The organism is Streptomyces sp. ICC1, from assembly GCF_003287935.1.
GTDB lineage: Bacteria > Actinomycetota > Actinomycetes > Streptomycetales > Streptomycetaceae > Streptomyces > Streptomyces tritrimontium.
Genome location: NZ_CP030287.1, coordinates 5,316,502 through 5,342,122 on the forward strand (window position 1 = coordinate 5,316,502; position 25,621 = coordinate 5,342,122).

At 72.7% G+C, this 25,621-nt stretch carries 26 protein-coding genes and 1 pseudogene; 1 reads left to right on the plus strand and 26 read right to left on the minus strand.

The annotated features are described in order from the left end of the window. Positions 1-36: 36 nt before the first annotated feature. The 17 genes and pseudogenes from whiG to proS all read right to left on the minus strand — a co-directional run bounded on the left by whiG (position 37) and on the right by proS (position 13,997). A complete protein-coding gene (gene whiG, locus DRB96_RS25090; RefSeq protein ID WP_112450498.1) occupies positions 37-873 on the minus strand; it encodes an RNA polymerase sigma factor WhiG in 837 nt (278 codons plus the stop codon). Between the two features lie 209 nt (positions 874-1,082). Then, positions 1,083-2,342 (minus strand): DNA-processing protein DprA, encoded by a 1,260-nt coding sequence (dprA, locus tag DRB96_RS25095; protein ID WP_112450499.1) that lies wholly within the window; start codon positions 2,340-2,342, stop codon positions 1,083-1,085. Further along, positions 2,339-3,961, minus strand: a complete 1,623-nt coding sequence (locus tag DRB96_RS25100) for a YifB family Mg chelatase-like AAA ATPase (RefSeq protein WP_112450500.1) — start codon at positions 3,959-3,961, stop codon at positions 2,339-2,341. The genes dprA and DRB96_RS25100 overlap by 4 nt, the downstream gene beginning before the upstream one ends. After that, on the minus strand, positions 3,961-4,332 hold the full coding sequence (locus DRB96_RS25105; RefSeq protein ID WP_112450501.1) for a YraN family protein: 372 nt from the start codon (positions 4,330-4,332) through the stop codon (positions 3,961-3,963). Before DRB96_RS25105 ends, DRB96_RS25100 begins: the two co-directional genes overlap by 1 nt. 136 nt (positions 4,333-4,468) lie before the next feature. Continuing rightward, the gene (locus DRB96_RS25110) at positions 4,469-4,777 is read right to left on the minus strand and encodes a DUF2469 domain-containing protein (protein ID WP_005311352.1); all 309 of its coding nucleotides are present in this window, start codon (positions 4,775-4,777) and stop codon (positions 4,469-4,471) included. A gap of 55 nt (positions 4,778-4,832) precedes the next feature. After that, complete coding sequence (locus tag DRB96_RS25115; protein ID WP_112450502.1) at positions 4,833-5,345, minus strand: NUDIX hydrolase; 513 nt, start codon at positions 5,343-5,345, stop codon at positions 4,833-4,835. Then, positions 5,335-6,111 carry a signal peptidase I gene (gene lepB, locus DRB96_RS25120; protein ID WP_112450503.1) on the minus strand — a complete coding sequence of 259 codons (777 nt, stop codon included), beginning with the start codon at positions 6,109-6,111 and terminating at the stop codon, positions 5,335-5,337. The genes DRB96_RS25115 and lepB (DRB96_RS25120) overlap by 11 nt, the downstream gene beginning before the upstream one ends. A 44-nt stretch (positions 6,112-6,155) precedes the next feature. After that, positions 6,156-7,082 (minus strand): signal peptidase I, encoded by a 927-nt coding sequence (gene lepB / locus DRB96_RS25125; protein ID WP_112450504.1) that lies wholly within the window; start codon positions 7,080-7,082, stop codon positions 6,156-6,158. Further along, positions 7,051-8,016 (minus strand): annotated as a pseudogene (gene lepB, locus DRB96_RS25130) (signal peptidase I). Before lepB (DRB96_RS25130) ends, lepB (DRB96_RS25125) begins: the two are co-directional and overlap by 32 nt. A gap of 58 nt (positions 8,017-8,074) precedes the next feature. Beyond that, positions 8,075-8,848 carry a signal peptidase I gene (gene lepB, locus DRB96_RS25135; protein WP_112450505.1) on the minus strand — a complete coding sequence of 258 codons (774 nt, stop codon included), beginning with the start codon at positions 8,846-8,848 and terminating at the stop codon, positions 8,075-8,077. A gap of 44 nt (positions 8,849-8,892) precedes the next feature. After that, entirely contained in the window at positions 8,893-9,243 is a 351-nt protein-coding gene (gene rplS, locus DRB96_RS25140; protein WP_112450506.1) for a 50S ribosomal protein L19, read from the minus strand. 134 nt (positions 9,244-9,377) lie between these two features. Continuing rightward, entirely contained in the window at positions 9,378-10,199 is an 822-nt protein-coding gene (gene trmD, locus DRB96_RS25145) for a tRNA (guanosine(37)-N1)-methyltransferase TrmD (RefSeq protein WP_112450507.1), read from the minus strand. Next, the gene (gene rimM / locus DRB96_RS25150; RefSeq protein WP_112450508.1) at positions 10,199-10,831 is read right to left on the minus strand and encodes a ribosome maturation factor RimM; all 633 of its coding nucleotides are present in this window, start codon (positions 10,829-10,831) and stop codon (positions 10,199-10,201) included. The genes trmD and rimM overlap by 1 nt, the downstream gene beginning before the upstream one ends. A gap of 84 nt (positions 10,832-10,915) precedes the next feature. After that, positions 10,916-11,155 (minus strand): RNA-binding protein, encoded by a 240-nt coding sequence (locus DRB96_RS25155; protein WP_030011889.1) that lies wholly within the window; start codon positions 11,153-11,155, stop codon positions 10,916-10,918. Between the two features lie 2 nt (positions 11,156-11,157). Further along, positions 11,158-11,601, minus strand: coding sequence for a 30S ribosomal protein S16 (gene rpsP / locus DRB96_RS25160; RefSeq protein WP_112450509.1), 444 nt, complete (start codon positions 11,599-11,601; stop codon positions 11,158-11,160). Between the two features lie 170 nt (positions 11,602-11,771). After that, entirely contained in the window at positions 11,772-12,371 is a 600-nt protein-coding gene (locus DRB96_RS25165; RefSeq protein ID WP_112450510.1) for a hypothetical protein, read from the minus strand. 213 nt (positions 12,372-12,584) lie between these two features. After that, on the minus strand, positions 12,585-13,997 hold the full coding sequence (proS, locus tag DRB96_RS25170) for a proline--tRNA ligase (protein ID WP_112450511.1): 1,413 nt from the start codon (positions 13,995-13,997) through the stop codon (positions 12,585-12,587). Between the two features lie 142 nt (positions 13,998-14,139). On the opposite strand from proS, the gene DRB96_RS25175 reads away from it, so the two are divergent. After that, on the plus strand, positions 14,140-14,865 hold the full coding sequence (locus DRB96_RS25175; RefSeq protein ID WP_239516346.1) for a methyltransferase type 11: 726 nt from the start codon (positions 14,140-14,142) through the stop codon (positions 14,863-14,865). A gap of 75 nt (positions 14,866-14,940) precedes the next feature. Here DRB96_RS25175 and ftsH read toward each other — a convergent pair whose 3' ends face one another. From ftsH to DRB96_RS25220, 9 genes are all read right to left on the minus strand, one after another. After that, complete coding sequence (ftsH, locus tag DRB96_RS25180; RefSeq protein WP_239516862.1) at positions 14,941-16,770, minus strand: ATP-dependent zinc metalloprotease FtsH; 1,830 nt, start codon at positions 16,768-16,770, stop codon at positions 14,941-14,943. Positions 16,771-17,028: 258 nt separating this feature from the next. Further along, positions 17,029-18,603, minus strand: a complete 1,575-nt coding sequence (gene ffh, locus DRB96_RS25185; protein ID WP_112453693.1) for a signal recognition particle protein — start codon at positions 18,601-18,603, stop codon at positions 17,029-17,031. Between the two features lie 310 nt (positions 18,604-18,913). Continuing rightward, complete coding sequence (locus tag DRB96_RS25190; RefSeq protein WP_112450513.1) at positions 18,914-21,970, minus strand: BTAD domain-containing putative transcriptional regulator; 3,057 nt, start codon at positions 21,968-21,970, stop codon at positions 18,914-18,916. 47 nt (positions 21,971-22,017) lie between these two features. Continuing rightward, on the minus strand, positions 22,018-22,494 hold the full coding sequence (locus DRB96_RS25195) for a pilus assembly protein TadG-related protein (RefSeq protein WP_239516441.1): 477 nt from the start codon (positions 22,492-22,494) through the stop codon (positions 22,018-22,020). Further along, positions 22,491-22,931, minus strand: coding sequence for a TadE/TadG family type IV pilus assembly protein (locus tag DRB96_RS25200; protein ID WP_275432083.1), 441 nt, complete (start codon positions 22,929-22,931; stop codon positions 22,491-22,493). Before DRB96_RS25200 ends, DRB96_RS25195 begins: the two co-directional genes overlap by 4 nt. A 13-nt stretch (positions 22,932-22,944) precedes the next feature. Then, entirely contained in the window at positions 22,945-23,391 is a 447-nt protein-coding gene (locus DRB96_RS25205) for a TadE family protein (RefSeq protein WP_112453695.1), read from the minus strand. Positions 23,392-23,420: 29 nt separating this feature from the next. Beyond that, positions 23,421-23,684: a hypothetical protein gene (locus tag DRB96_RS25210; protein WP_112450515.1), complete on the minus strand. Its 264-nt coding sequence runs from the start codon at positions 23,682-23,684 to the stop codon at positions 23,421-23,423. Between the two features lie 62 nt (positions 23,685-23,746). Next, the gene (locus DRB96_RS25215; protein WP_162688815.1) at positions 23,747-24,679 is read right to left on the minus strand and encodes a type II secretion system F family protein; all 933 of its coding nucleotides are present in this window, start codon (positions 24,677-24,679) and stop codon (positions 23,747-23,749) included. Next, positions 24,676-25,617, minus strand: a complete 942-nt coding sequence (locus tag DRB96_RS25220) for a type II secretion system F family protein (RefSeq protein ID WP_112450516.1) — start codon at positions 25,615-25,617, stop codon at positions 24,676-24,678. The genes DRB96_RS25215 and DRB96_RS25220 overlap by 4 nt, the downstream gene beginning before the upstream one ends. Positions 25,618-25,621 lie beyond the last annotated feature (4 nt).

Here is a 25,621-nt window from a genome sequence, read left to right on the forward strand (position 1 = left end):
CCCCCGGCCGCACCCGCGGCCGCGCCCGCGGCCCGATCAGCGTCCGACGTCCGCCAGCTTCGCCCGCAGCTGGAGCACCGACTTGGTGTGGATCTGGCTGACGCGGCTCTCCGTCACACCGAGCACGTTGCCGATCTCGGCGAGCGTGAGCCCCTCGTAGTAGTAGAGGGTCACCACCGTCTTCTCCCGCTCGGGCAGCGTGTTGATGGCCCGTGCCAGCAGTCGCCGCAGCTCGCGGTCCTCCGCGACCTCCACCGGGTTGTCGGCGGCGGTGTCCTCCAGGGTGTCCATCAGCGAGAGGCGGTCGCCGCCCTCTCCGCCGACGTGCAGCAGCTCTTCCAGGGCTACCACGTTGGCGAGCGACAACTGGCTGAAAACCGCGTGGAGTTCCTCCACGGCGATACCCATCTCACGGGCGACCTCGACCTCGGTCGGGGTACGCCTCAACTGGGCCTCCAGCGTGGCGTAGGCCCGCTCCACGGCCCGCGCCTTCTGCCGAACCGACCGCGGGATCCAGTCCAGCGCCCGCAGTTCGTCGATCATCGCGCCCCGGATCCGGGTGATCGCGTACGTCTCGAACTTGATGGACCGCTCGATGTCGAACTTCTCGATGGCGTCGATGAGTCCGAAGACCCCGGAGGAGACGAAGTCGGCCTGTTCCACATTGGGCGGCAGGCCGACGCTGACCCGCCCGGCCACGTACTTCACGAGGGGCGAGTAGTGCAGGATCAGCTGCTCCCGCAGCCGCTCGTCACCCGAGTCCTTGTACGAGCGCCACAGCACCTCCAGGGACGAGGGCGCGGTGGACCGCTCGCTGCTGCGCGCAGCGGGGGGCACCGCAGCGCGGTCAGACCCTGAGGTGTGCTGGGGCATGCTTCGCCTTTGCCGGAGCCGGATTCCTTGGGAGCGTAGCGTGACGGAAGTGTCGCGGTGCGCGAAGAGTACGGGATCGCGCGGGCCGACAAGGGCGCCCCGGCTCGCGCGGGCGACCCGGGACCGGCGCCTGGCGCACGGTCCCGGCGACTGCCGCCGGGAGGACCGCGTCTCTCATCGGCTTCACTCTTTCACCGGAACTCCCCAGGTCAACGACCGCCTCGCCGGGCAACGCCGGTTTGTATGCCTCCCGCAGGCGCTCGCGGGATCAACTGCCAGCCGTCGCCCTGCCGTTCGACGAACCCCAGAGAGTGAAGTTCGTACAGTCTGCCGATGACTTCATCGGTGCCGGTGCCCGCGGCGAGGGCGACCTCCGCCGGATCGGCGAGCCGCCCGGCCGGAAGCGCTTCGAGCACCCGGACGGCTGCGGGGTCCAGGAGGTCCCGGGCGAGCACCGGACCGCGCCGCTCGGGGGCCAGCTCGCCCATGGCTCCGACCAGCTCGATGACCTCCATCGCGTCCGTGACCAAGGTGGCCTCGCCGCGCAGCAGCTCGTGCACGCCGGCCGACAGCCCGCTCGTGGCCGGGCCGGGGACGCCCATGGTGCACCTCCCGAGCGCCTGGGCCCGCCGGGCGGTGACGAGGGAGCCGCTGCGGTGGGCGGCCTCCACCACGACCGTGCCCCGGGTCAGTGCGGCGATGACGCGGTTGCGCAGGACGAACCGGCTCGGCGTGGGGTGGCTGCCGGGCGGCAGCTCCCCGAGCAGCAGCCCTTGGGCGGCGATCCGGCCGAACAGTCCGGCGTGCCCGCGGGGATACGGGACGTCCACGCCGCAGGCCAGCACGGCGGCCGTGGCCCCGCCGGCGCCGAGGGCCCCGCGGTGGGCGGCGCCGTCGATGCCGTAGGCGCCGCCCGAGACGACCACCCAGCCGTGCTCGGCGAGCCCGGCGGCGAGGGACTGTGCCATGTGCGCCCCGTACGGGGTGCAGGCGCGGGCCCCGACCACGGCCACCGAGCGCAGGGCCCAGGTCCGCAGGCTCGCCCGGCCGCGCACCCACAGCCCGAGGGGCCGGGCGTCACCGAGGCCGTCCAGCTGGGTCGGCCACTCCGCCGATCCGGGGCAGACGAACCGGCCGCCCGTCTCGGCGGCGGCCGCCAGGTCCCGCCGGGGGTCGGCGAGGGCGGCCCGTCTGCGGTAGCCGGCCAGCCGCTCGGCGCCGGCCCCGCCCGGCAGGCCGGGCGGCGGCTCGGGCGCGGTCAGCAGGCGGATCAGCCCGACGGCCCCGTACGCGCGCAGCCAGCGCCCGCCGAGCGCCTCCCCGGGCTCCAGCACCCGGGTCAGCGCGGCCCGCGCGAGCACCTCGTCGCACGGCTCCCCGTCCTGCGCCGCGGCCGCCCTCGCGCCCGGCCGGTGCGCACCGTCCGGCCCGGCCGGCGGCTCCGGCCCGGCCGGCCCGGGCCCGGTCATGATCCGGGTCCGACGGCCGCCGCCGCGCCCCGGGCGATGCCGGTGCGCAGCTCGAGGGCGACGGCCACGTCCAGCGCGTCGGGGCGGTCGCGGCCCCGCAGGTCCGCCACCGTCCAGGCGACCCGAAGCACCCGGTCCAGCCCCCGCGCGGTGAGCAGCCCGCGCTCCAGGTCCCGCTCCGCCAGGGCCAGCGCCCCGGGGCCCGCCTGCCAGCGGGTCCGCAGCTCGTGCCCGGGCACCTCGGAGTTGAGCCGCCACGGCGTGCCGGCCAGTCGCGCCACCGCCCGGTCGCGGGCTTCGCGCACCCGGTCGGCCACCACCGCCGTGGCTTCGCCGCGGCCGCCGCGCCCCAGCAGATCGGAGCGGGTGACCGGCTCGACCTCCACCCGCAGGTCCACCCGGTCGAGCAGCGGCCCCGACAGCCGGGCCTGGTAGCGCCGGATCACCGAGGCCGGGCATTCGCAGCCCGCCCCCTGCAGGGTGTGCCGGCCGCACGGGCAGGGGTTGGCCGCGAGCACCATCAGGAACCTGGCCGGCAGGCGTACCACGCCGGCGGCCCGTGCGATGACCACGTGCCCGGACTCAAGGGGCTGTCTCAGGGCGTCCAGGGCCTTCGTGCTGAACTCCGCGGCCTCGTCGAGGAAGAGGATCCCCTTGTGGGCCAGGGAAACCGCCCCGGGCCTGGGCACACCGGCGCCGCCCCCGACGAGGGACTGCATGGTCGCCGAGTGGTGCGGGGCGCAGTACGGCGGCCTGGCGACGAGCGGTTCTCCCGGCGGCAGGATTCCCGCGACCGAGTGGACGGCCGTGACCTCCAGGGAGTCCTGTCGGGTGAGCGGGGGCAGGATCCAGGGCATCCGCTCGGCCAGCATGGTCTTGCCCGCGCCCGGCGGTCCGCTCAGGAAGAGGTGGTGGCCCCCGGCGGCGGCCACTTCCAGCGCTCGGCGCGCGGCGTGCTGTCCGGCGACGTCGGCCAGGTCGGGGAAGTCCCGCCCGTCCCCCTCGCGGGCCACGCCCGTGCCGAGTCCGGCGCCCGGCACGACCAGCCCGGCCAGCATCGGATCGGGCCTCCCGGGCGGATCCGGCGGGTCCGCCTCGGGCACCTCCCCGCCGGTCAGCACCGCGATCAGCTGCCGCAGGCTGCGCACGCCGAGCACCGAGACGTCGGGAACGAGCATGGCCTCGGCCGCGCACTGCTGCGGGACCACGACCTGCCGGTATCCGGCCTCGGCGGCGGCGAGCACGGCGGGCAGGATCCCCCGGACGGGGCGGACCCTGCCGTCCAGGCCGAGCTCCCCGATGAGGACGAGATCGGCGATCACCGCGGGATCGACCACCTCGGCGGCGCCCAGGACCGCGGCGGCCACGGCCAGGTCGAAGCCGGCGCCCGACTTCGGCACGGAGGCCGGGCTGAGGCCGACGGTGAGCTTCTTCTGGGGCCAGGTCGCCCCGGAGTTGACCACGGCCGCCCGGACCCGGTCGCGGCTCTCGATCAGGGTCTTGTCGGGCAGCCCCACCAGGGCGAAGGTCGCGATCCCCGGTTCGAGGTCGGCCTGCACCTCCACCACCACGCCGTCGACGCCGAGCAGGGCGACCGAGCAGGCACGCGCGAAGCCCATCAGGCGGCCCCCCTGACGTGCTCCACCACGGGCGCACCGCGCCGCGGCAGCAGGACCCCGACGAGGTCGATGCGCACGCCGCCCGGAGGCGGTCCGCCGTGGTCGGCGAGCCACCGCCCGGCGAGCCGGCGCAGCCGCTCGGCCTTGCCCGGCCGCAGGGCTGCCATGGGGTGCTCGAACTCCCCCGCCCGCCGGGTCTTGACCTCGCACACGACGAGGGCGTCGCCGTCGCGGGCGACGATGTCGATCTCCCCGCTGCGGCACCGCCAGTTCCGCGCGATCACCGTCATCCCGGCCTCGGCGAGCCGCCGCGCCGCGAGTTCCTCGCCGTACCGCCCCAATGCCTGCTGTGCCACGCCCTTCGCGTTCATCCGGCACCACCTCCAGCGCCGACGGTCCCGCAACCCCGCCCACCTTGTGGATCTTGGTGGACAACGAAGGCGTTGTGGAAAACCCGCTCACCCCTGCGGGTGAACCGTCAGCGGTGCGGCACGGCGAAGGACCGCCTCAGCTGCCCGGAAGCTCGAGATCGCTCTTGTTGAGCTCCTCGATGTTCACGTCCTTGAAGGTCAGCACCCGCACCTGCTTGACGAAGCGGGCGGGCCGGTACATGTCCCAGACCCAGGCGTCGGCCATCGAGACCTCGAAAAAGACCTCCCCCTGGACCGAGTGCACCTGCATCTCGTAGTCGTTGGTGAGGTAGAAACGGCGCTCTGTCTCGATCACATACTTGAACAGCCCGACGACGTCGCGGTACTCGCGATAGAGCTTCAGCTCCATCTCGGTCTCGTACTTCTCGAGGTCCTCGGCACTCATGGCATGTTCCCCTTCAGCCGTGCGTCCCCCTATTGTGCGCCAGGCCCGTGCGCCCCTAAACGATTTCCGGGGCCAGGTTCACGGGCGCACCCGGAGGACCGTCGTCGAGCAGCGTGCGGAGCAGCTCTGCGAGTCTGGTCGGGTACACCGTCTCATGGGCCGCGAGAAGTTCCTCGGAGGTCCACCACCTCGCTCCGCAGACGCTGCGCCGCTCCAGCTCGGTGAGCCCGCCCATGTCGGTCGCGGTCTGGGTGGTACGTGCCAGGAAGTACCACTCGTCCTGTTCCCAGCGGCGCCCGTCGAAGGGGAACGAGCAGGAGCGGTGCCACAGCACCGGCCCCAGCTCCACCGCGGTGATCCCGGTCTCCTCGGCGAGTTCGCGCAGCGCGGCCTGCTCCCGGGTCTCGGCCCCCTCCAGACCGCCGCCGGGCGTGAACCACCAGTCGTCCGCCGGGTCCGAGGGCTCGAAGCCGTGCAGCAGCAGGATCCGGTCCGCGGGGTCCAGCAGGATCACCCGCGACACCTTGCGCGGACCGCCGCCGGCCCCGTCCCGCAGGTCAGCGGACACCGGCCCGCGCCCTCCTGCGCCCGCGCCCGAGAACCCGTACGACCGGCCCGTACGCGGCTCCGAGCAGCACCAGGGCGACGCCGGCCGCCACCGCCGCCACCTGGAGTCGCAGCGGGCCTGCCTCGGAGGTCCCGCCGGGCAGGGAGGCGTAGGTCCGCGGCCGCTCCAGCATCGACATGGAGGGCCACGCGAGGGCGTCGACCCGGGCCTTCACCGCCGACCGCGCCACCGTCCCCTGCCCGGCCTCCTGCAGGTGGGCCCGGGAGTCGAGCGAGGCACCGCGCCGGTCGCCCAGCAGGAAGAGGTTGCCCTCGGGCACCGTCACCTCGAAGGGCGTGCGCGAGGCGGAGCCGCCGGGCGCGTCCGGTACGTCGAGCTTCTCCTCCTCGATGTACGGCTCGTCCAGCTCCTTGCCGTTCACGGTGAGCCGCCCGCCGTCGCCGCAGCACTTGACGGTGTCGCCGCCGATGCCCACGACCCGCTTGACCATCGGCGAATCGCTCCACATGTCGTCCTTGAAGACGACCACGTCGCCGCGGCGCACCTCGCCGCCGTCGATCCGCTGTGCCAGGACCCGGTCCCCGGGCTTCACCGTCGGCACCATCGAGTCGGTCGGCACCGTGTACGGCTGGTACACGACGGCTCCCCACACGAACCCGCCCAGGAACAGCACAAAGCCGATGGCCACGGCGATTCCCGACAACATGTTGCCGAAACCGCCGCGGCCATGGCCGTCACCTGCTCGTATTGCTCGTGTTCCGCCCATTGGAGCGCCCCCACACTTCGGAGATCGTCGACCTGGGCGGCACCCTACCTGCCGGTACGCCCGGCAGTCAGCTTCCGCCTGCGCCACAGCACGAGCGGGACCGCTCCGGCGAATCCGAGGGCGGCCGGGCCGAGCCCGACCGGAGCCAGTCCGGAGGCACCGAGGCCGAGCGCGGTGGCCGCGGACTGCGTGCCGATGCCCGGCTGGTCGAAGGTGTCCGGGATCGGCAGCGTGGACCAGCGGGTGACCGGCCACGCGACGACCACGGCCCGCCCGACGACATCGCTGACGGGCACGAAGCCGTGGGTCTCGTCCTGCTGGTGCCAGCGGGAGTCCTGCGAGTTCTGCCGGTGGTCGCCCATCACCCAGATCTTGTCCTTGGGCACGGTCAGCGGGCCGAAGGGCACGTCGTCGCAGGGAGTGTTGCCGGGGAAGATGTACGGCTCGTCGAGCTCCTTGCCGTTGACGACGACCGGTCCCCCCTTCTTGCACTCGACCGTGTCACCGCCGATCGCGATCGTGCGCTTGATCAGGTCCTTCTCCTCGGCCGACGGCATCAGGCCGATGAAGCTGAGGACCTTCTGCGCGATGTTGGGCTCCGGGGTGGCCTCCCCGCTCAGCCAGTTCGCGGGGTCGTGGAAGACCACGACCTCCCCGCGCTCGGGCTCGGAGCCGAACCACGGCGTCAGCTTGTCCACGAGCACCCGGTCGCCCCGCTGCAGGGTGTTCTGCATCGAGTCGGAGGGGATCGAGAACGCCTGCACCAGGAAGGTCTTGATCAGCAGGGCGAGGATCAGGGCGATGCCGACCAGGAGCGGCAGCTCCTTCCAGAACGAGCGGTGCGGGCGCTTGACCGCGCCGTCGTCCGTCGCGTCGCCGTCCTTCGCATCGCGCTCGACGGCATCGCGCTCGACGGCGTCGTCCGGCCGCTCATCACCTTCATCGCGTCCGGACCGTGCGCCTACCGCCACATCCCCCACATCCACTCCTCAGTCGGAACTCAGAACTCGGAAACCGGCAAATCCGCCCGCGCCGAATCGGGCACGGGCCCTCCCCTCCCCTAACGAGCGGGAGTTCCCGAAGGCGCGGGAGACCCAGGACACACTATGCGAACGACGCGGCCCGACGGCGCCGACGGGGCGCACGGCGACCGGCGCGCGCCTGGTCGGGCACCATCCGGAAGGTGGCGGGCTGTTCCAGCCGCTGCCAGTGCCCGAACGGCCATGCGATCACGACGGCTTGGCCGACCACGTCCTTCTCGTCGATCGTGCCCTGGAAGGCCTCGTCGAGGTGGTAGCGGGAGTCGGCCGAGTTCGCCCGGTGGTCACCCATGACGAAGATCCGCCCGGCGGGCACGTGCACCTCGAAGCGGATCTCCGAAGGCACGTTCCCCGGGTTCACGTACGGCTCGTCCAGCGGTGATCCGTTGACGCTGACCCGGCCCCGGGCGTCGCAGCACTTCACGGTGTCCCCGCCGACCCCGATGACCCGCTTGATCAGGTCCTGCTCGTCGGCCGAGGGCAGCAGGCCGATGAAGGTGAGGCCCTGCTTGAGCTGCTTGATCCCCACCGGGTCCGGTGCCGGGCGGACGCTCTCGGCGCCCAGCCAGCCTCCGGGGTCCTTGAAGACGACGACCTCGCCGCGCTCGACCTTGGAGCCGAACCACGGGGTCAGCTTGTCCACCAGGACCCGGTCGCCGATCCGGATCGTCTGCTCCATGGAGCCCGAGGGGATGAAGAACGCCTGCACCAGGAAGGTCTTGAGGATCAGCGCGATGCACAGCGCGACCACCACGAGCAGGGGCAGCTCCCCGACCCTGCGGGTACGCCGTCTGCGCCGGACCTTGCGCGCCAGCCGGCGCCGATCGGCTCGGCCTCCGGCCTCCTGCGCCCCGTCTCCGGACACGGGCTCGTCCTCCTGGTCCGCGGCGGCCTCGTCCCAGTCGCCCCGCCGGCGCCCCCGGCTACCCACGATCGCCGCCCGTCGGGTCGGCGGCGCCCCAGCGCGAAACCGGCCAGCCGATCCAGTCGGCCCGCCCGATCACCTTCTCCACCGGCACCATCCCCCCGCCCGGTTCCCCCAGGTGGTCCCGGGAATCCCGGGACTGGGAACGATGATCACCCATGACCCACAGGGTCCCCAGGGGCACGACGACCCGGAAGGGCACTTTCGACCCCGAGTCTCCAGGGAAGAGGTACGGCTCGTCCAGCGCGACACCGTTGACCTTGATCCGGCCGCTCCCGTCGCACACCACGTCGTCTCCGCCCACGCCCACGACCCGCTTCACGAAGTCGGTGTCCGAGGGGTCGGCGAGGCCGAGCGCCGAGGCCGCGCCGTGCAGGGCCTCGCCGACCGGGTTGCCGTCCGGGCCCTGCGGCACGAAGGAGCCGGTGCCGTCGAAGACCACGACGTCCCCGCGCTCGGGCTGGTCGCCGAAACGGTACGCCAGCTTGTTGACCAGCAGCCGGTCGCCGACCTCGAGCGTCGGCTCCATCGAGCGGCTCGGGATCAGGAAGGGCTGGAGCACGAAATTGCCGAGCAGCAGCAGGAAGAGGGTGCAGGCAACGCCCAGCAGCCCGGCCCGGCGCCAGGTCAGCCATCCCGCCCTGCCCGCGGCCGGCCCGCCGTCATCGCCATGGCCGTCGCCGCCGTCGCCGGAAAACGCGAAACGCGACCGCCCCTCCCCCTCGCCGGGGGAAGAGTGGCCGCGCTGCGTGTGACGTGCTTCGGTGTCCATCGGGGGCGAGCCTATCCGGCCCGTCCCGGGGCCCCGAGAGCAGATCAGCGGTCGCGCTTCTCCTTGATCTTCGCGGCCTTGCCGCGGAGCTCACGGAGGAAGTACAGCTTGGCGCGACGCACGTCACCGCGGGTGACGAGCTCGATCTTCTCGAAGATCGGGGAGTGGACCGGGAAGGTACGCTCCACGCCGACGCTGAAGGAGACCTTGCGGACGGTGAAGGTCTCGGAGACACCGGCGCCCTGGCGGCGGATGACGACACCCTTGAACTGCTGGATACGGGAGCGGTTGCCCTCGATCACGCGGACGTGAACGTTGACCGTGTCACCGGGGCGGAACGCCGGGAGGTCCGAGCGCAGCGTGGCGGCGTTGACGCCATCGAGCAGGTGAGACATGTAATTCGTCTGCTTTCTTCGCACGACGCCACAGGCCGCCGGTGCGGGGTTTCCGTAGAGAATTCGGGAGCCGCGGGACTCGGCGGGCGACTGTCCCCCTGTGGCAGGGGCGCACGCGAGCACACAGCAGCCGCCTATTCTTCCACGGTCTGCGGCCTACGCCAAAATCGGCCGTCGGCCGTCGGGCGCCAGCCCAGGATGCTCAGCAGCTCGCGGTCCTTCTTGTCGAAGGCGGAGGCCTCGCAGCGCTCGATCAGATCCGGGCGGTTGGCCGCCGTGCGGCGGAACGCCTCGTCCCGGCGCCACCGGGCGATCTTGCCGTGGTGGCCGCTGACCAGCACGTCCGGAATGCCGCGACCGCGCCACTCCGGGGGCTTGGTGTAGACGGGCCCCTCGAGCAGGTTGGCCATGTCGCCGGGCGCGAAGGAGTCGTCGCGGTGCGATTCGGCGTTGCCCAGCACCCCGGGCAGCAGCCGGGCCACGGCCTCGGTGACGACCAGGACGGCCGCCTCGCCGCCGGCCAGGACGTAGTCGCCGATGGAGACCTCGTAGACCGGGATCCGGGTGGCGTACTCGTCCATGACCCGGCGGTCGATGCCCTCGTACCGAGCCGGGGTGAAGATCAGCCACGGCCGCTCGGAGAGCTCGACCGCGAGCTCCTGGGTGAACGGCCGGCCGCTGGGGGTGGGGACGACGAGGACGGGCCCGTGCGCGCCCGCCTCGTAGCCGTCGGCCAGCGCCGCGTCCAGGGCCTCGCCCCAGGGCTCGGTCTTCATGACCATGCCGGGGCCGCCGCCGTACGGGGTGTCGTCCACCGTGTTGTGCCGGTCGTACGTCCAGTCCCGCAGGTCGTGGACGTGCACGTCGAGCTGCCCGCGCGCCCTCGCCTTGCCGACCAGGGAGACGTTGAGCGGCTCCAGGTACTCGGGGAAGATCGTGACGACGTCCAGCCGCATCAGGCTTCGTCCCCGGCGGCCTCGGCACCCTCGGACGACCCGGCGGACACAGCGGACTCAGTGGTCCCAGCGGACCCAGACGTCTCAGCGGACTCGTCGTCGCGCGCGGACGCGACCTCGGCGCGGTCGTCGATCAGTCCGGGCGGCGGGGTGATGACGCAGCGCTGCTCCTCGAGGTCGATCTCGGCGACGATCTCCTCGACGAAGGGGATCATCACCTCGGTGCCGTCCGGCCGCTCGACGATGAAGAGGTCCTGCGAGGGCAGGTGGGAGATCTCGGTGATCCGGCCGATCTCGGTGCCGTCCTCCAGGACCACGTCGAGGTCCATCAGCTGGTGGTCGTAGTACTCGTCGTCCTCGGCCGGCAGCTCCGCCGGGTCCACGTCCGCGATGAGCAGGATGTTGCGCAGCGCCTCGGCGCCGGTACGGTCCTTGACCCCCGCGAAGCGCACCATCAGCCTTCCGCTGTGCACCCGGCCCGTCTCGACCGTCAGCGGTCCCGCCGACGCCGGCTCGGTCCGGAGCACGGCGCCGGGTCCGAGCCGCAGCTCCGGCTCGTCGGTCCGCACCTCGACGGTGACCTCACCCTTGATCCCGTGGGCGCGGCCGATCCGCGCGACTACCAGCTCCACTACACATCTCTCCTGTTCATACGACGACGGGCCGGGGCGGGCAAAATTGCCCTCCCCGGCCCGTGCCGGTGACTCAACTACTTCTCAGCGGACCTGGTCCACGTCGACGAGGTCGACGCGGATCCCCCGGCCGCCGATGGCGCCCACGACGGTACGCAGAGCACGTGCGGTGCGGCCGTTGCGGCCGATCACCTTGCCGAGGTCGTCGGGGTGGACCCGGACCTCCAGCACCTGCCCGCGGCGCAGGTTGCGCGAGGCGACCTGCACTTCGTCGGGGTTGTCCACGATGCCCTTCACGAGGTGCTCAAGAGCCTCCTCGAGCATGCTCAGGCCTCGGTCGACTCGGCGGTCTCGGCCTCAGCCTCGTCCGCCTTCTTGTCGGCCTTCTTCGCCTTCTGCGTGATGGCTTCGCCCTTGCCCTCGCCGATGCCCTCGAGGGCCTTGGCGAACTCGTCGAAGGTGCGACGCTTGTTTTCCTTCGTCGCCGGCTGCAGCAGCGGCGCGGGGGCCGGAAGGCCCTTGTGCGCCTGCCAGTCACCGGTGAGCTTCAGGATGGCGAGCACAGCCTCGGTGGGCTGGGCGCCGACCGACAGCCAGTACTGCGCACGCTCGGCGGTGACCTCGATGCGCGACGGGTTGTACGTCGGGTGGTAGATACCGATCTCTTCGATCGCGCGACCGTCCCGACGGGTACGGGCGTCGGCGACGACGATGCGGTAGTGCGGCTGGCGAATCTTGCCGAGGCGCTTGAGCTTGATCTTGACTGCCACTGGAGTGGTGTCTCCTGAACTTGACGTGGTTGGGCACATGAGATGCCACGTGGGGTTGCGGTACTCGGGTGCCCGATGGACGCGTCAGCCGGAGGAGAGAGGGGTCCTATGCGACTGTCGAGTACAGCTGTCCATTGTGCCACACGCCCGAGGTGCCCCGCCCGCCCCGGTCAGGAAGCGGCTGCCGACACCGCGACGTCGGGAATGCGGAACGGTTTCATACAGCCGCCGCACACGATCGGGGCCTGGGCCAGCACGGACGGGACCACCCGCACGTTGCGCCCGCAGTCGCAGACCGCCTTGACGCGGACGCCTCCGCCGGAGGATCCGTGCCGGGCGGCCGGACCCCGGAAACTGCGCTTGGTGTCGGCCGCCGTCGCGACCGTGTGGGCCTTCAGCGCTCGCTGGAGGCGCTCCATCGTGGGGCGGTAGCGCGTCTTCGCCTCCGGGTTGAGCGAGACCAGCGAGAAACCGCTGCTCGCATGCGGCTCGTCGGCGTGGTCCAGGCCCATCTCCTCGGCGATCGCGAGGAACCTGCGGTTGTGGTAGCGGCCGGCGCGCGAGGTGTCACGCACTCCGCGGGCGGCGGCGATGCCGTGGACTGCCTCGTGCAGCAGTCGCTCGAAGGAGAGCTCGGCGCCGCAGGCGGACGAGGACTCTCCGATCAGGGACTCGGGCGCGGCAAGGTCAGGCAGCTCGGAGTGGTACCGCTGAATATCGGCCCACGCCTGCGCCAGCTCTGCGGCGAGAACAGGTGGTGTCGTGCTCACGTCGTGACAACGAGCCGGGGTGCCCCGGTGTTCCGATTCCGGGCCATTCCAAATTTTTTGCACGTACCAGTCAGTTCTGTCTGATGCGTCCCGACGAGGACGGGTGCGCACATCTCAGGAGGAGTCGGTACGTAACGAGGGCCAACGACGGCACAGCCCCGGCGCGCGGCGCGAGCCGCACGCCGGGGCGTGAGACCGGTCCAGCCGGACCGGCTAGTACGAGCGGGCGACGATGGCGAGGTTGCCGGGGCTGTCGTCGGCCTCCGGGACCCCGCCGTCCTCGGTGATCAGGCAGCGTACGGAGACGGCCTGCTCGGCGAGCTTCGCCTCGCCCTCGGGGCCGAGGTCGGCCCACGGGATGCGCGCCCAGCCGCCGGCGATGGCGGCCTCGGCGGCCTCCTCGATGGTCGCGACGTCGGACGTGCGGGACTCGCGGCGCTCGCGGGACTCGCGCAGCAGCTGCGCCTGGTCCTCCTCCAGCACCTTGGGCAGCAGGGCGGCGAGGTCGGAGATCTGCACGGCCTCCTTGCCGCCCGGGATCCGGCGGGCCAGCATCGCGGTGCCGGCCTCCAGGTCGCGGGGGCCGATCTCGACGCGGACCGGTACGCCCTTGAGCTCCCAGTCCACGGCGCGGCGGCCGAAGGGGGTGTCGACCCGGTCGTCGACGAAGACGCGCAGGCCCGCGGCCTTGAGCTGGGCGCCCAGCTCGCGGACCTTGGCCACGGCCTCGTCGCCCTTGATCGCCATGACGACGACCTGGACGTGCGCGAGGCGCGGCGGGACCCGCAGGCCGTTGTCGTCGCCGTGCGACATGATCAGGCCGCCGACCATGCGGGTGGAGACGCCCCACGAGGTCTGCCAGACGAGCTCCTGCTTGCCTTCCTTCGACAGGTACTGCGTGTTGAAGGCCTTGGCGAAGTTGGTGCCGAGCTCGTGGCTCGTGCCCAGCTGCAGGGCCTTGCCGTCGCCCATCATGCCCTCGAGGGTGAGGGTGTTGATGGCGCCGGCGAAGCGCTCCTTGGCGGTCTTGCGGCCGAGCACGACGTCGATGCCGAGCACGTTCGTCATGAAGTCGCCGTAGACGTCGCGGTGGATGCGGCCCGCGTAGTCGCGGGCGTCCTCGTAGGAGACGTGGGCCGTGTGGCCCTCCTGCCAGAGGAACTCGCTCGTACGGAGGAAGATGCGCGGACGCATTTCCCAGCGGACCACGTTCGCCCACTGGTTGATCAGCAGGGGCAGGTCGCGGTAGCTCTGGACCCACTTGGAGAAGTACTCGTTGACGATCGTCTCGGAGGTGGGGCGGACGACGACCGGCTCGTCCAGCTCCTTGCCGCCGCCGTGCGTGACGATGGCGAGCTCGGGGGCGAAGCCCTCGACGTGCTCCGCTTCCCGGGTCAGGTACGACTGCGGGATGAACAGCGGGAAGTACGCGTTCTGGGCGCCCGCGTCCTTGATGCGCGCGTCCATCTCCTGCTGCATCCGCTCCCACAGCCCGTAGCCGTACGGTCGGATGACCATGGTGCCGCGTACCGGACCGTTGTCGGCCAGCTCGGCCTTGTTGATCAGATCCTGGTACCAGCGGGGGAAATCCTCCGCCTGGGGGGTGAGAACGGGTGCCTTTGCCATGGCGCGAATGGTACGGCGCCCGGCGTGCTGAGCGTGAATCGGGTGCGAATCGGGTGGCGCGCTCCTCTGGACGCGGGGTCGAATCGGGAGTTCCCTGGCAACGGGGGCATGGGGGCGAAACGGAATCAGGAGCGCTCTTTCGATGACACCGACGCCGACGGCGACGCTTGTCGCCCGGGACTGGGCGGAAATCCAGGAACGGATGCTGGTACCGCTGTACGAGGCGGTCTACGACCGACTGGACATGGGGCCGGGCGACCGGCTGCTGGGCCTCGGCTGCGGGGCCGGGCTGCCCCTCCTGCTGGCCTCGGGGCGGGGAGCCCTGGCCACGGGTGTGGAGGCGGATCCGGCGCTGCGGACACTGGCGCGTGAGCGGCTGCTGGAGGTGCTGGCGGCCCCGCCGGCGCCCGTGGTGCCGTACGACGTGCTGCTGGCCTTCTCGCCCGCTCCGGGCGCCCTGGAGGCCGCCCTGCCGGCGCTGCGCCGGCCCGGCGGGGTGGTGGTGCTGGCCGACTGGGGCCCCGCGGAACGCTGCACGGTGCCGTCCGTCCTGGGCGGCGGACCGGCGGCGCGGGACCTGGACGCGGTGGTGGCCTCGGCCGGGCTGGTGCCGGACGGGTCGGGGCGGGTGTTCTGCCCCTTCGGCTACGCGGATGTGGACAGCGCGGTACGGGGGTTGCTGTCGACCGGGCTCTACCCCGGTGCGGGCACCGGCTCCACCGCAGCGGCGGGCCCCGCGCCCTTCGAAGCGGCCGACCCGGCCCTGACGGAGAAGGAGCTGGCCGAGGCGCTTCACCCGTACGAGCGGGGTGACGGGGCCGTGTGGCTGCCGAACATCTTCCGGTACGTCATCGCCCGGACGGCGTAACGGCGTCCCCCGCGCGCAAGGTGTGCGGGCCGGGCCGGGCGGGGCCGGGGGATCCGGTCCCGCCCGGCTTCGCGGTCACTTGTGCAGGCGCGGGATGCCCGCCGCCGCGTAGGCGGCGGGTTCGTCCAGGGTCTCGTTCTCCATGAGGGCCTGTGCGAGGGCGTCCAGCTTGTCGCGGTTCTCGCGGAGCAGCCGGCGGGCCTTCTCGTAGCACTCGTCCACGATGCGCCGCATCTCGTGGTCCACCGCGTCGAGGGTGGCGGGGGCCGCGAGGAGGCCGTAGGGGCCCTGCCCGTCCGAGGGGATCGCCGTGAGCGGGCCGATGCGCGCGCTCATCCCCCAGCGGCCGACCATGCCCCGGGCGATGTTGGTGACCTGCTCCAGGTCGTTCTCCGCACCCGTGGTGATGACCTCGTAGACCACCTGCTCGGCGGCCATGCCGCCCAGTGCGCCGATGATGCGGCCGCGCAGGTACTCCTCGGTGTACGCGTACCGGTCCGATTCCGGGGTGGAGAGCGTGACGCCGAGCGCCCGGCCGCGCGGCACGATGGTGATCTTGCGGACGGGGTCGGCGCCCGGCTGGAGCATCCCCAGGAGGGCGTGCCCGCTCTCGTGGTACGCCGTGCGGCGGCGCTCCTCGTCCGGCATGACCAGCGACCGTTCCGCGCCGAGCTGGACCTTCTCCAGCGCGTCGGACAGGTCCGCCTGGGTGACCTCCTTCTGCTGGCGCTTCACGGCGAGCAGGGCGGCCTCGTTGGCCAGGTTGGCCAGTTCGGCTCCGGTCATGCCCGGCGTCGTACGGGCCACCTGGGCCAGGTCCACGCCGGAGGCGAGCGGGATGTCCCGGGTGTGGATGCGCAGGATGGCCTCCCGGCCGGCCTTGTCGGGCGGGGAGACGACGACGGTGCGGTCGAAGCGGCCCGGCCGGGTCAGCGCCGGGTCCAGGACGTCGGCCCGGTTGGTGGCGGCGAGGACGACCACGCCCTCGGATCCGGAGAAGCCGTCCATCTCGGTGAGGATCTGATTGAGGGTCTGCTCGCGCTCGTCGTGGCCGCCCATGGCCCCGCCGCCGCCGCGGGCCCGCCCGATGGTGTCGATCTCGTCGATGAAGACGATCGCGGGGGCCACCTTGCGCGCCTCGGAGAAGAGCTCGCGCACCCGGGACGCGCCGACACCGACGATCATCTCGATGAACTCGGAGGCGGAGGCGGAGAAGAACGGCACTCCGGCCTCGCCCGCGACGGCCCGCGCGAGCAGGGTCTTGCCGGTGCCGGGCGGGCCGGCGAGCAGCACGCCGCCGGGCATCCGGGCGCCCATCTTGCGGTACTCGTCGGGGTTCTTGAGGAAGTCCACGACGTCGTTGAGCTCGCCCTCGACCTCGTCGATGCCGGCCACGTCCTCGAAGGTCGTGCGCTTGGCGCCCTCCAGCTCCACCGGCTTCGGCGGCGCCTTGCGGCCGAGCCCGCCCATGCCCCCGCCCATTCCGGCGCTCATCCGGCGGGCGATGAACACCCACAGGAGGACCAGGAGCAGCATCGGGGCGAGGGAGATCAGCAGGTTGGCGAGGAAGCTGCGCTGTTCGACGACCGGGGAGGCGGTGACGACGACGTTCTGCTTGGTGAGGTCGGCCCACAGGTCGTCGTCGGCGAAGGCGGGGCGCTGGGAGACGAATTTCGTGTAGTCGCCCTTTCCGCCGTCCGGCTTGGGCTGTTCGGTCTTCAGCTGCCCCTGGATGGCGTCGCCCTTGGAGTAGATCTTCGAGACGTTGCCGTTGGCGACCTGCTTGCTGAACTCGGTGTACGAGATGGTCGGCTCGTCGCCCTCGTTGAAGAAGGACAGGACCAGGTTGGTCACCAGGTAGACGATCAGGGCGGTGAGGATCAGGCCGCGCCAGCCCCCCGGCATCTTCTTCTTGGGCGGCGGGGCGGGCGGTGCGCCCTCGGAGCGCCAGGGCGTGTCGGCCCGGTCGCGGGGCGGTACGGGGGTGGGGCTGGGCACGTGGCCTCCTTCTGCCGTCCTCCCGGCCGACCATAAGCGACAAACCGGATCATCGCTCGGGTGTGCGGAGCCGGTGGGATCGGCCCGCCCCGGACGGGCCCGGACACGGCGAAGGGCCCCGACACCGGTCGGGGCCCTTCGCCGTACCTCCGCCGCGCGCGGCGGCTACTTCATGAACTTCTTGAACTCGTCCGGGAGGTCGAAGTCCCCGCCCGCCTGGCCGCCGCCGGCCGGAAGGCCGAACGGGTTGCCGCCGGCGGCGGGCTCGACCGCCTCCGGGCCGGCCTCGCGGCGCGCGGCGGCCGCGGCCTCTTCTTCCTTGCGCTTCATCGGGTTGCCGCTCTTGCGCTTGCCCTTGGCCTGCTTGATCTGCTTCTTCTGCCGGCCGGGGCCGCCGCCCATCCCGGGGATGCCGGGCATGCCCGGCATGCCGCCGCCCTGGGCCATGCGGGACATCATCTTGCGGGCCTCGAAGAACCGCTCGACGAGCGACTTGACGGCGCTGACCTCGACACCGGAGCCCTTGGCGATGCGGGCGCGGCGCGAGCCGTTGATGAGGTGCGGGTCCTGGCGCTCGGCCGGGGTCATCGACTTGATGATCGCGGCGGTCCGGTCGACGTCGCGCTCGTCGATGTTGTTGATCTGGTCCTTGATCTGCCCCATGCCGGGCAGCATGCCGAGCAGCTTGGAGATGGAGCCCATCTTGCGGACCTGCTCCATCTGGGACAGGAAGTCGTCGAGCGTGAACTCCTTGGGGCCCTTCTGCAGCTTGGCCGCCATCTTCTCGGCTTCGGCCTGGCTGAAGGTCTTCTCGGCCTGCTCGATCAGGGTGAGCATGTCACCCATGTCGAGGATCCGGCCCGCCATGCGGTCCGGGTGGAAGGCGTCGAACTCGTCGAGCTTCTCGCCGTTCGAGGCGAACACGATCTGCTTGCCGGTGACGTGCGCGATCGAGAGCGCGGCGCCGCCGCGGGCGTCGCCGTCGAGCTTGGAGAGCACGACGCCGTCGAAGCCGACGCCGTCGCGGAAGGCCTCGGCGGTGTTGACCGCGTCCTGGCCGATCATGGCGTCGACGACGAAGAGGATCTCGTCGGGGCTGACGGCGTCGCGGATGTCCGCGGCCTGCTGCATCAGCTCCTGGTCGATGCCGAGACGGCCGGCGGTGTCGACGACCACGACGTCGTACTGCTTGGTGCGCGCGTACTCGATGGAGTCCTTGGCGACCTGGACCGGGTCGCCGACGCCGTTGCCGGGCGAGGGCGCGTAGACGGCCACGCCGGCGCGCTCGGCGACGACCGAGAGCTGGTTGACGGCGTTGGGGCGCTGGAGGTCGCACGCGACGAGGAGCGGGGTGTGGCCCTGCCCCTTCAGCCACAGGCCGAGCTTTCCGGCGAGGGTGGTCTTACCGGCACCCTGGAGGCCGGCGAGCATGATCACGGTGGGCGCGGTCTTGGCGAAGCGCAGCCGCCGGGTCTCGCCGCCCAGGATGGAGACCAGCTCGTCGTTGACGATCTTGAGGACCTGCTGGCCCGGGTTCAGGGCCTTGGAGACCTCTTCGCCGCGGGCGCGCTCCTTGACGTTCGCGATGAAGGAGCGGACGACCGGGAGTGCGACGTCGGCCTCGAGGAGGGCGATACGGATTTCCCGCGCCGCAGCGTCGATGTCCTGCTCGGAGAGGCGGCCTTTGCCCCGGAGGGACTTGAAGGTCGCGCTGAGGCGGTCGGAAAGCGTATCGAACACGGTGGTCGCGATTCCTCGGGTCGGGGGCGTGTGGTCGTCCCCCAGGGTATCGGTCCCCGCCACCGACCCGGCCCTGCGGGCGGCAATCCCCGTGGTGGAGGCTTCGGCCGCGCAGCGGGGGCACACCCCGCGGCCCAGCCAGCCGCGGGCCGGGCCGGTCAGTGGATGCCCGGCCGGGCAGGCCCCGCGCCAGGGGGTGTCCGGGGGGACCGCGAGCCGGTAGGCGGCGCGGGGCAGGACCAGGCCCGTGGCCGTGCCCCAGGAGGCGACCCCGGCGACGAGCGCGGTGATGCCCAGGGAGTCCACCGGCTCAGCCCGCCGCGGCGCCGCCGCGCCGCCAGGCGGGCAGCAGCTCGTCGATCAGCGCCTCGGTGCGCGGTGCGAGCCCGCGCCCGTGCGCGCTGCCCCGGTCCGCGAGCCGGGCCACGAGCTCCGAGAGCCGGGCCTCGTCGCCGGTGGCGTGGGTCGCGCGCAGCAGCCCGTGCCAGAGCCGCTCGTCCTCCGGCGCGGAGGACACGGCGACGGTGAGCGCCTCGATGGCCGGCTCGGGCCGGTCCAGGCCCATGTGGTGCCCGGACAGTGCGAGGGCGACGTCGGCGACGAGCAGCGGCAGCTGCGCCTCGATGATCTCGTGGCCGAGCCACTGGTAGCGCCCGGCGGGCCGGTCCTGGAGCAGGGGGCCCCGTACGAGACCGAGCGCGTCGGTGAGCAGGCGCTCGCGCACGGCGGTGTCCCCCGCGCCGCGGCCGGACGCCGCCTCGTGGTGCAGGGAGCGCAGCACGTCCAGGTCGGAGACGACGGAGCGGGCCAGGGTGAGCCGGCCGGCGGCGTCGGAGCCCAGGCGCGCGGTGCCGTCCGGGTCGGTGCCGAGCCAGTCGCGCAGCCGCTCGACCAGTGCGTCGCGCACGTCGTCGGTGGCTCCGCGCGGCCACAGCGCGGCGGCGAGCACCCGGGGGTTGACGCCTTCGCGGTGGAGCAGGAGCAGGGCCAGGGCCTCGTGGAGGAGGGCGCTGCGGTCCCCGTCGGGGGTGTCGAGGCCGATGAGCTCGTACGGGCCCACGAGGCGGGCGTACACGGCGGGGCGCCCGGCCTCCGTGATGTCGATGAGGAACGGCTGCGCGCCGCGGGCCTGGGCGCCGCCCGAGGCTGCGGCGGGGTCGGAGCCGGGGTCGGCCTCGTTGAACAGCCGGACCACGGCCGCGCGCTGGTCGGCGGGCAGCTGCTGCGCCTCCAGGTCGAGGCCGAGCAGCGGGGCGAGCAGCCGCCCGTCCCCGGTGATCTCCATCTCCCAGGCCGCGCCGGGGACGTCCTTCGCCCCGGCGGCGACGAAGTAGCCGATGCCGAGCCGGCCCGCGCCGGAGGCGAGTCCGGCGAGCCGGTCGAGCTCCTCCTCGGTGGGCTCGGCGGCCATCAGGACCAGGTGCGGGGCCCAGCGGGTGTTCTGGATGTGCCCGGTGCGGCCGGTCAGGACCGAGTCGTGCCCGGCGACGCCCAGGGCGCCGGCGCGCTGGCGGGTCTCGGCCTCCATGGCCTGGAACATGTCGTCGATGTCGGCGAGGTGGCGCAGCCGGGACGGGGCCAGTGGGAGCAGCTCCTCGCCGAAGCCGACCAGGGTGATCGTCATGCGGTCCGACCAGCCGTTGGTGGCGAGCTCGGCGGCGACGGAGGCCATCACGGCGTCGCGGTCGGCCCGCGCGCCGCTCAGGGAGACGATGCCCGGGACCGATTCCAGGTTGAGCAGCAGCCGGGAATCGCCCAGGGTGCCGAGGCTGACCAGGCCGGGGTAGGGGGCCGCGGTGTCGCCGGCGCTGTCGCGTCCGCCTCCGCTCCCGCCGTCCGCGTGGTCGTCGGCGCCCGCCTCGAGCTGCCAGAACGTCGGGTCCTGGCCGTGGGTCCAGGGCGCGGGCGGGGTCCCGTAGGGCTGGGCGAGCTGGAGGTGGATCGCGGTGCCGGTCAGCCAGGCCGCGTACACGGTCGGCAGCGGGCGGGAGGCCGCGGCGAGGGACTCCGACAGGCCGCGCAGGGCGCGGTCGAGGCGGCGTACCGCCTCGGGGTCGGCGCCGACGAGCAGGGCGTCGTGGACGTCGGCGGCGTCTCCGGTGGGGACCAGCGGGGTGTTTCCGGCGCCCCCGGCGCCGCCGGAGCCGGAGCGCGTCGCGGCCTGCCACAGGGCGGCGCGGCGCCTGCGGCCGAGTGCGGCGAGCAGCCCGGCGGCGAGCAGCGGGGAGCCGAGGAGGGCCTCGGGCAGGCCGAAGGAGAAGCCCTGCCCGTCGGCCGCGGTGACGGCGGTGGCGGTGGCAGGGGTTTGGGACGTGGCGGGCGCGGCGGGGGTCGCCCGGGACGGCACGGCCGTGGACCAGTCGCGCGGGATGACGATCTGCGTGGTGTCGGTGTCCACGGACCCCGCGGCGGGCTTGCCCGCGTGCTTTCCGCCGGGCTTGGCCTGGCCGCCCTGCGCGTGCGCGCCGCTGCCGCCGCTCTTGGCGTAGTCGGCGATGTCCGCGTTGCCGGAGCCCGCGGCGCTGCCGGCGAAGGCACCGCGCTCCGTCTCCTGCACGGCGGCCGGGGTCTCGACGAGGTCCCCGCCGAAGGCGTCCGCGGGCATCTCCATGATCCAGCCGGGCCGGATCAGGCTGGCCTTGGAGAGCTTCTCGCCGTCGGGCTGCACCCGGTTCTTGTTCAGGTCGTAGATCTCCGAGTAGCGGCGCCCGTCGCCCAGATGGCGTTCCGCTATCTCCCACAGGGAGTCGTGGTGGCGGCCCTGCGGCGGCTGGATCCGGTAGAACTTCGTGCTGCCCTCCGCCTCCGCCGCGTGCTCGGCGGCGGCCTTCGCCTGCGCGGCCGCCTGCTGCTCGACCGCCTCGCGCACCGTCTGCGACTGCGCCTGCCCGGGCAGCTGCTGGGCGGAGGCGGCCACCGCGGGCCGGTGCTGGTCGGCGGGCGACTGGCCGAGGTTGGCGAGGCCGGGGGCGAAGCTCGCCGCGCTCGCCGTCACCAGCAGCAGCGCGGCGACCAACTGGCGGGCGAGCGCCTGGCTGCCGCCGGCGCCGGGCACCCGGGTCGGCATGCCCACCCCGGACACGGCGGCCTTGACCTCGACCAGGACGCACGCGGTGAACTGCGCCCAGGCCAGCCAGCAGACGACCCCGAGCACGCTGAGGAAGGTCTGGACGGTGATCTGCTGCTGGAAGAAGTCCACCGAGGGCAGCTCGTCGGGCAGCGGCCAGCCGAGGAACGTCGCCAGCGCCGCCGGCACGCCGACCACGAGGAACGCCAGCGCGACGAACGCGAGGAACGCCTTGACGAAGTCGCCGAAGGACCGCCGCGGTCGCGGAGCGGAGTTCGTACGGTTACTGGTGCGTGCCATGGCGGCTTCCTGTGGGGTGGGCTGGACGGTACGGGGGCGGGCGCGGGCTATCCGGTCATGGACTCGGCGGCCGCTCGGCCGCGCACCGTGACCGGTCCGCTGAAGAACATGCCGGTGAGCACCGGCTGGTAGGTGAGCTGGATCTCGACTTCGACGCGCTGGGCGTCGGCCGACACGCAGCGCGACGCCGCGACGTCCGGTCCGGTCATACCCACTTCCTCGGCGAATTCCTCTACCCGGTCACCGCAGTTGGCGAAGTTGATCGGGGCGCCGCCGGAGCCGTTGTACAGCGCGCCGACGTCGATGTCCTGGGCGGCGTACCGGGCGGCCTGTTCGGCGATGTCCGCCGCGCGCTCGCGCTGGGAGATCGCCATGCCGCCGTCGATCACGAAGGCGGCCAGGGCCAGGAAGAGCACGCTGAACATGATCATCGCGGCGGCGCCGGACCCCCGGTCGTCACGGATCCGCAGGCGGGCGCGGCCGGCGGCCCGGAACCGGGCGCGAAGTTTCGCAACAGGTCTCACGCGGCCCTCCGGTAGCGGTCGAGGGGCGAGGTCGAGCGGCCGGTGACCACCTTCGGGACGTCGAGCCCGAGCATGGCGAGCCCGCGGATCTGGCAGCTGACCTCGACGGTGAAGAACCCGCCCGCAACGAAACCCGTGCTGGTCTTGCGCACCGTCACCGGGCCCGCGCACACGTCGCTGAGATCGGCCTCGGCCGCCTTGACCGCCTCGGACATGGCGGTCTCCTGGTCCTTCTGGATGGAGCCGGCTCGCGCGGCGTCGCGCGCGGCGCCGTCGACCGCGCCCCGGCCCTCCACGAGCTGGCCGAAGGCGACGAGCACGAGGATGAAGAGGAAGGCGACGGGGGCGAGGATGACCATCTCGATGGTGGAGATCCCCCGGTCGCCCGCGCCCGCGCCCACACCCGCTTCCGCGACCCGCTGCCGGATCCGTCTGATGATCACCGGAGCGTCACCCGCCTTCCGGTACGAAGCGCTCGACCGGCCCGCTCGACTGCGCGTGGACGGCCATGGAGAAGCCGGGGATGACGGCGGGCACCTTGGCGGTGATCTCGACGCTCACGGTGTTCGCGTCGGGCCGGGTGACCGTCACCCGCGGCGAGACCACCAGCTGCGGCCCCAGTTGCTGGATGTAGCTGTCGACGGTGTCCCTCGCCTTCTGCTGCCAGCCGTCCGGGTTGGCGTCCGCCGAGGCCCGCGCCTTGCGCGCGCCGGCCTGCGCGGCCGCCTGGGCCACGTGGTCCGCGAAGAAGTACAGGGCGAACTGGACCGTCATGAAGATCATGAAGAACAGGAAGGGCGTCAGGAACACGAACTCGATCGCGGTCATGCCGGAGTCGCCCCGGGCGGAGGCGGCCTCCACCCGGCGGCGTACTGCGGTGCGCAGTCGGTCTGCGATGCGGAACACGGCGTAGGGACGCGTGGGGGTTACGGCTTGCCGCCGCCGCCGCCACCCGCGCAGGTGCCGGACTGGTTGGCGCCCGCGATGCAGTCGCTCACCTTCTTGGCACCGCCGTCGAGCGCGCCGCCGATGACGGCCGCGACCACGCCCACGATCGCCACGACCACCGCCGAGATGATCACCCACTCGACGGCCGAGGCCCCGCGGTCGCGCGCGCGCCGCCCGCGGTCGCGGACGAAGGCGGCAACCGCGTCGAGGGCGGGATGGCTGAAGCTGAATCCGTTTTTCATGGTGGAGAAGTCCTCTCGGGAATCGGTACGTTGCACAGGGGCCGGCGGTTCGCCGGGAAGGGTCAGCCGAACTGGAAGACGCGCATGCCGGCCGGGAAGATCAGGAACACCAGGAACCCGGCGCACAGCAGCAGCTGCGCGACGAGCATCGACTGCGACTTCTCACCGGCGCTGCCCTCGATCTCGGCCATCTCGCGGTGCCGCATCGTCTCGGCGCGGGAGGCCAGGGACTCCCGTACCTTCGCGCCGTCCTCCGCGACGAGCGCGAGCGCGCCCGCCAGGTCCTTCAGCTCCTCCACCCCCAGCTCCTCGCCCAGGGTGCCGAGCGCCTGCCAGTGGCTGGTGCCGGTGATCCGGGCGTCGTGCAGGGTGTTGCGGATCCGGCGCAGCGCCCAGCCGTCGCTGACCTCGGCGGCGGCCATCAGGGCCTCCGGGAGGCCCCGGCCGCCGGCCAGGTTCATGGCGACGAGGTCGAGGTAGGCCCCGATGACCCGGCGCAGGTCGCGGCGCTTGTCCGCGGCGTCCCGCCGGACCTCCAGGTCGGGAAGGAAGAAGAAGAGGGCGGCGCAGGCCAGCGCCAGCCAGAGCGGCACGACCGGTCCGCTGCCGAACCCGATGGTCGCGACGATCACGAAGAGGAACGGGCCGAAGATGAGTCCGGCCGCGGCGAGCAGGATCTTCGTCGCCAGGAAGCTCTCCCAGCTGCGCTCCAGCACGGCCAGGTCGGCGCGCAGGGAGCGCTGCTCCCAGCCCTGCTGGCGGTAGAAGTCGGCGATCCGCAGGCCGACGCGGGCCCGGAAGGAGTCCAGCCGGCCCGGGTCCTCGGCGGTGGTGGAGCGCGGGAGCGTCGAGTACGCCGCCCCGCGCGCCCGCATCTCGTCGATCCGGGCCACGGTCGCGACCGCGCCCCGCCGGGACGGCATGAGGGCCCGTACGAGGGCGTAGATGCCGAGGCCGAGGACGGCTCCGACGACGACGGGCAGGGTGAGGTTCACTGCGGTACGACCTCCTCGCTCGGGCTCGGCGGCCGCGCGAAGCGGACCTCCGTGTGGTCACGGACCAGGAAGCGCTCGGGCGTCTCGATGGTGGCCAGCTTGCGCAGCCACCAGAAGCCCAGGGCGAAGAGCCCGCACACGCACGCGAGGACCATCTGGCCGACGAGGGTGCCGTACGGCTCGACGAACTCCCGGTTGAAGACGGACAGGCCGACGACGAAGGCCACGCTGACGCTGATGACGATCTGGACGCTGCGCCGGGTGCTGGAGCGCTGGGCCATCACGCGCTGGCGCATGTCGACCTCCTCGCGGGCCGACTTGGCGAGCGCGCCGAGCACCTGGCGCAGGCCGGGGCCGCGCAGGCGCGCGTTGAGGATCAGCGCGGCGACGATGATGTCGGCGGACGCGTCGTCGATCTCGTCGGCGAGCGTCTGCAACGCGTCGGGCAGCGGCGTACGGGAGCGCAGCCGGTCGACGAGCGCTTCGAGGTGGGGCCGCAGCGCGGGCGCGGCGGCGCGCGCCGAGGCGGGGATGGCCTGCTCCAGGCCGACGGCCCCGGCGATGGTGTCGCGCAGCGACTCGGTCCAGGCGGCGAGCGCCTCGACCCGGCGCATCGCGGAGCGCTCCTCCGCGGCTCCGCCGAAGAGGCGGTCCCAGAAGAAGACGAGCACGCCGGCGGCCACGCCGGCCACCGCCCAGCGGGTCACCAGCAGCACGGCGATGCCGACGCCGGCCGCGAGCGAGCCGCGGCGGCCGGCGAACCGGGCCAGCTCCGCGAGGCGCTCGCGCGAATCCGCCTTCTCGTGCGCGGGCTTGGGTGGCAGGCCGCGGACGGCGACGACGAGCAGCGCGAGCCCGCCGCCGATTCCCAGGCCGCTCAGGAGCGCGTACAGCACGGGCAGCGAGAAGAGCCCGCCCATGGAGGAGATGCCGTTCATGTCC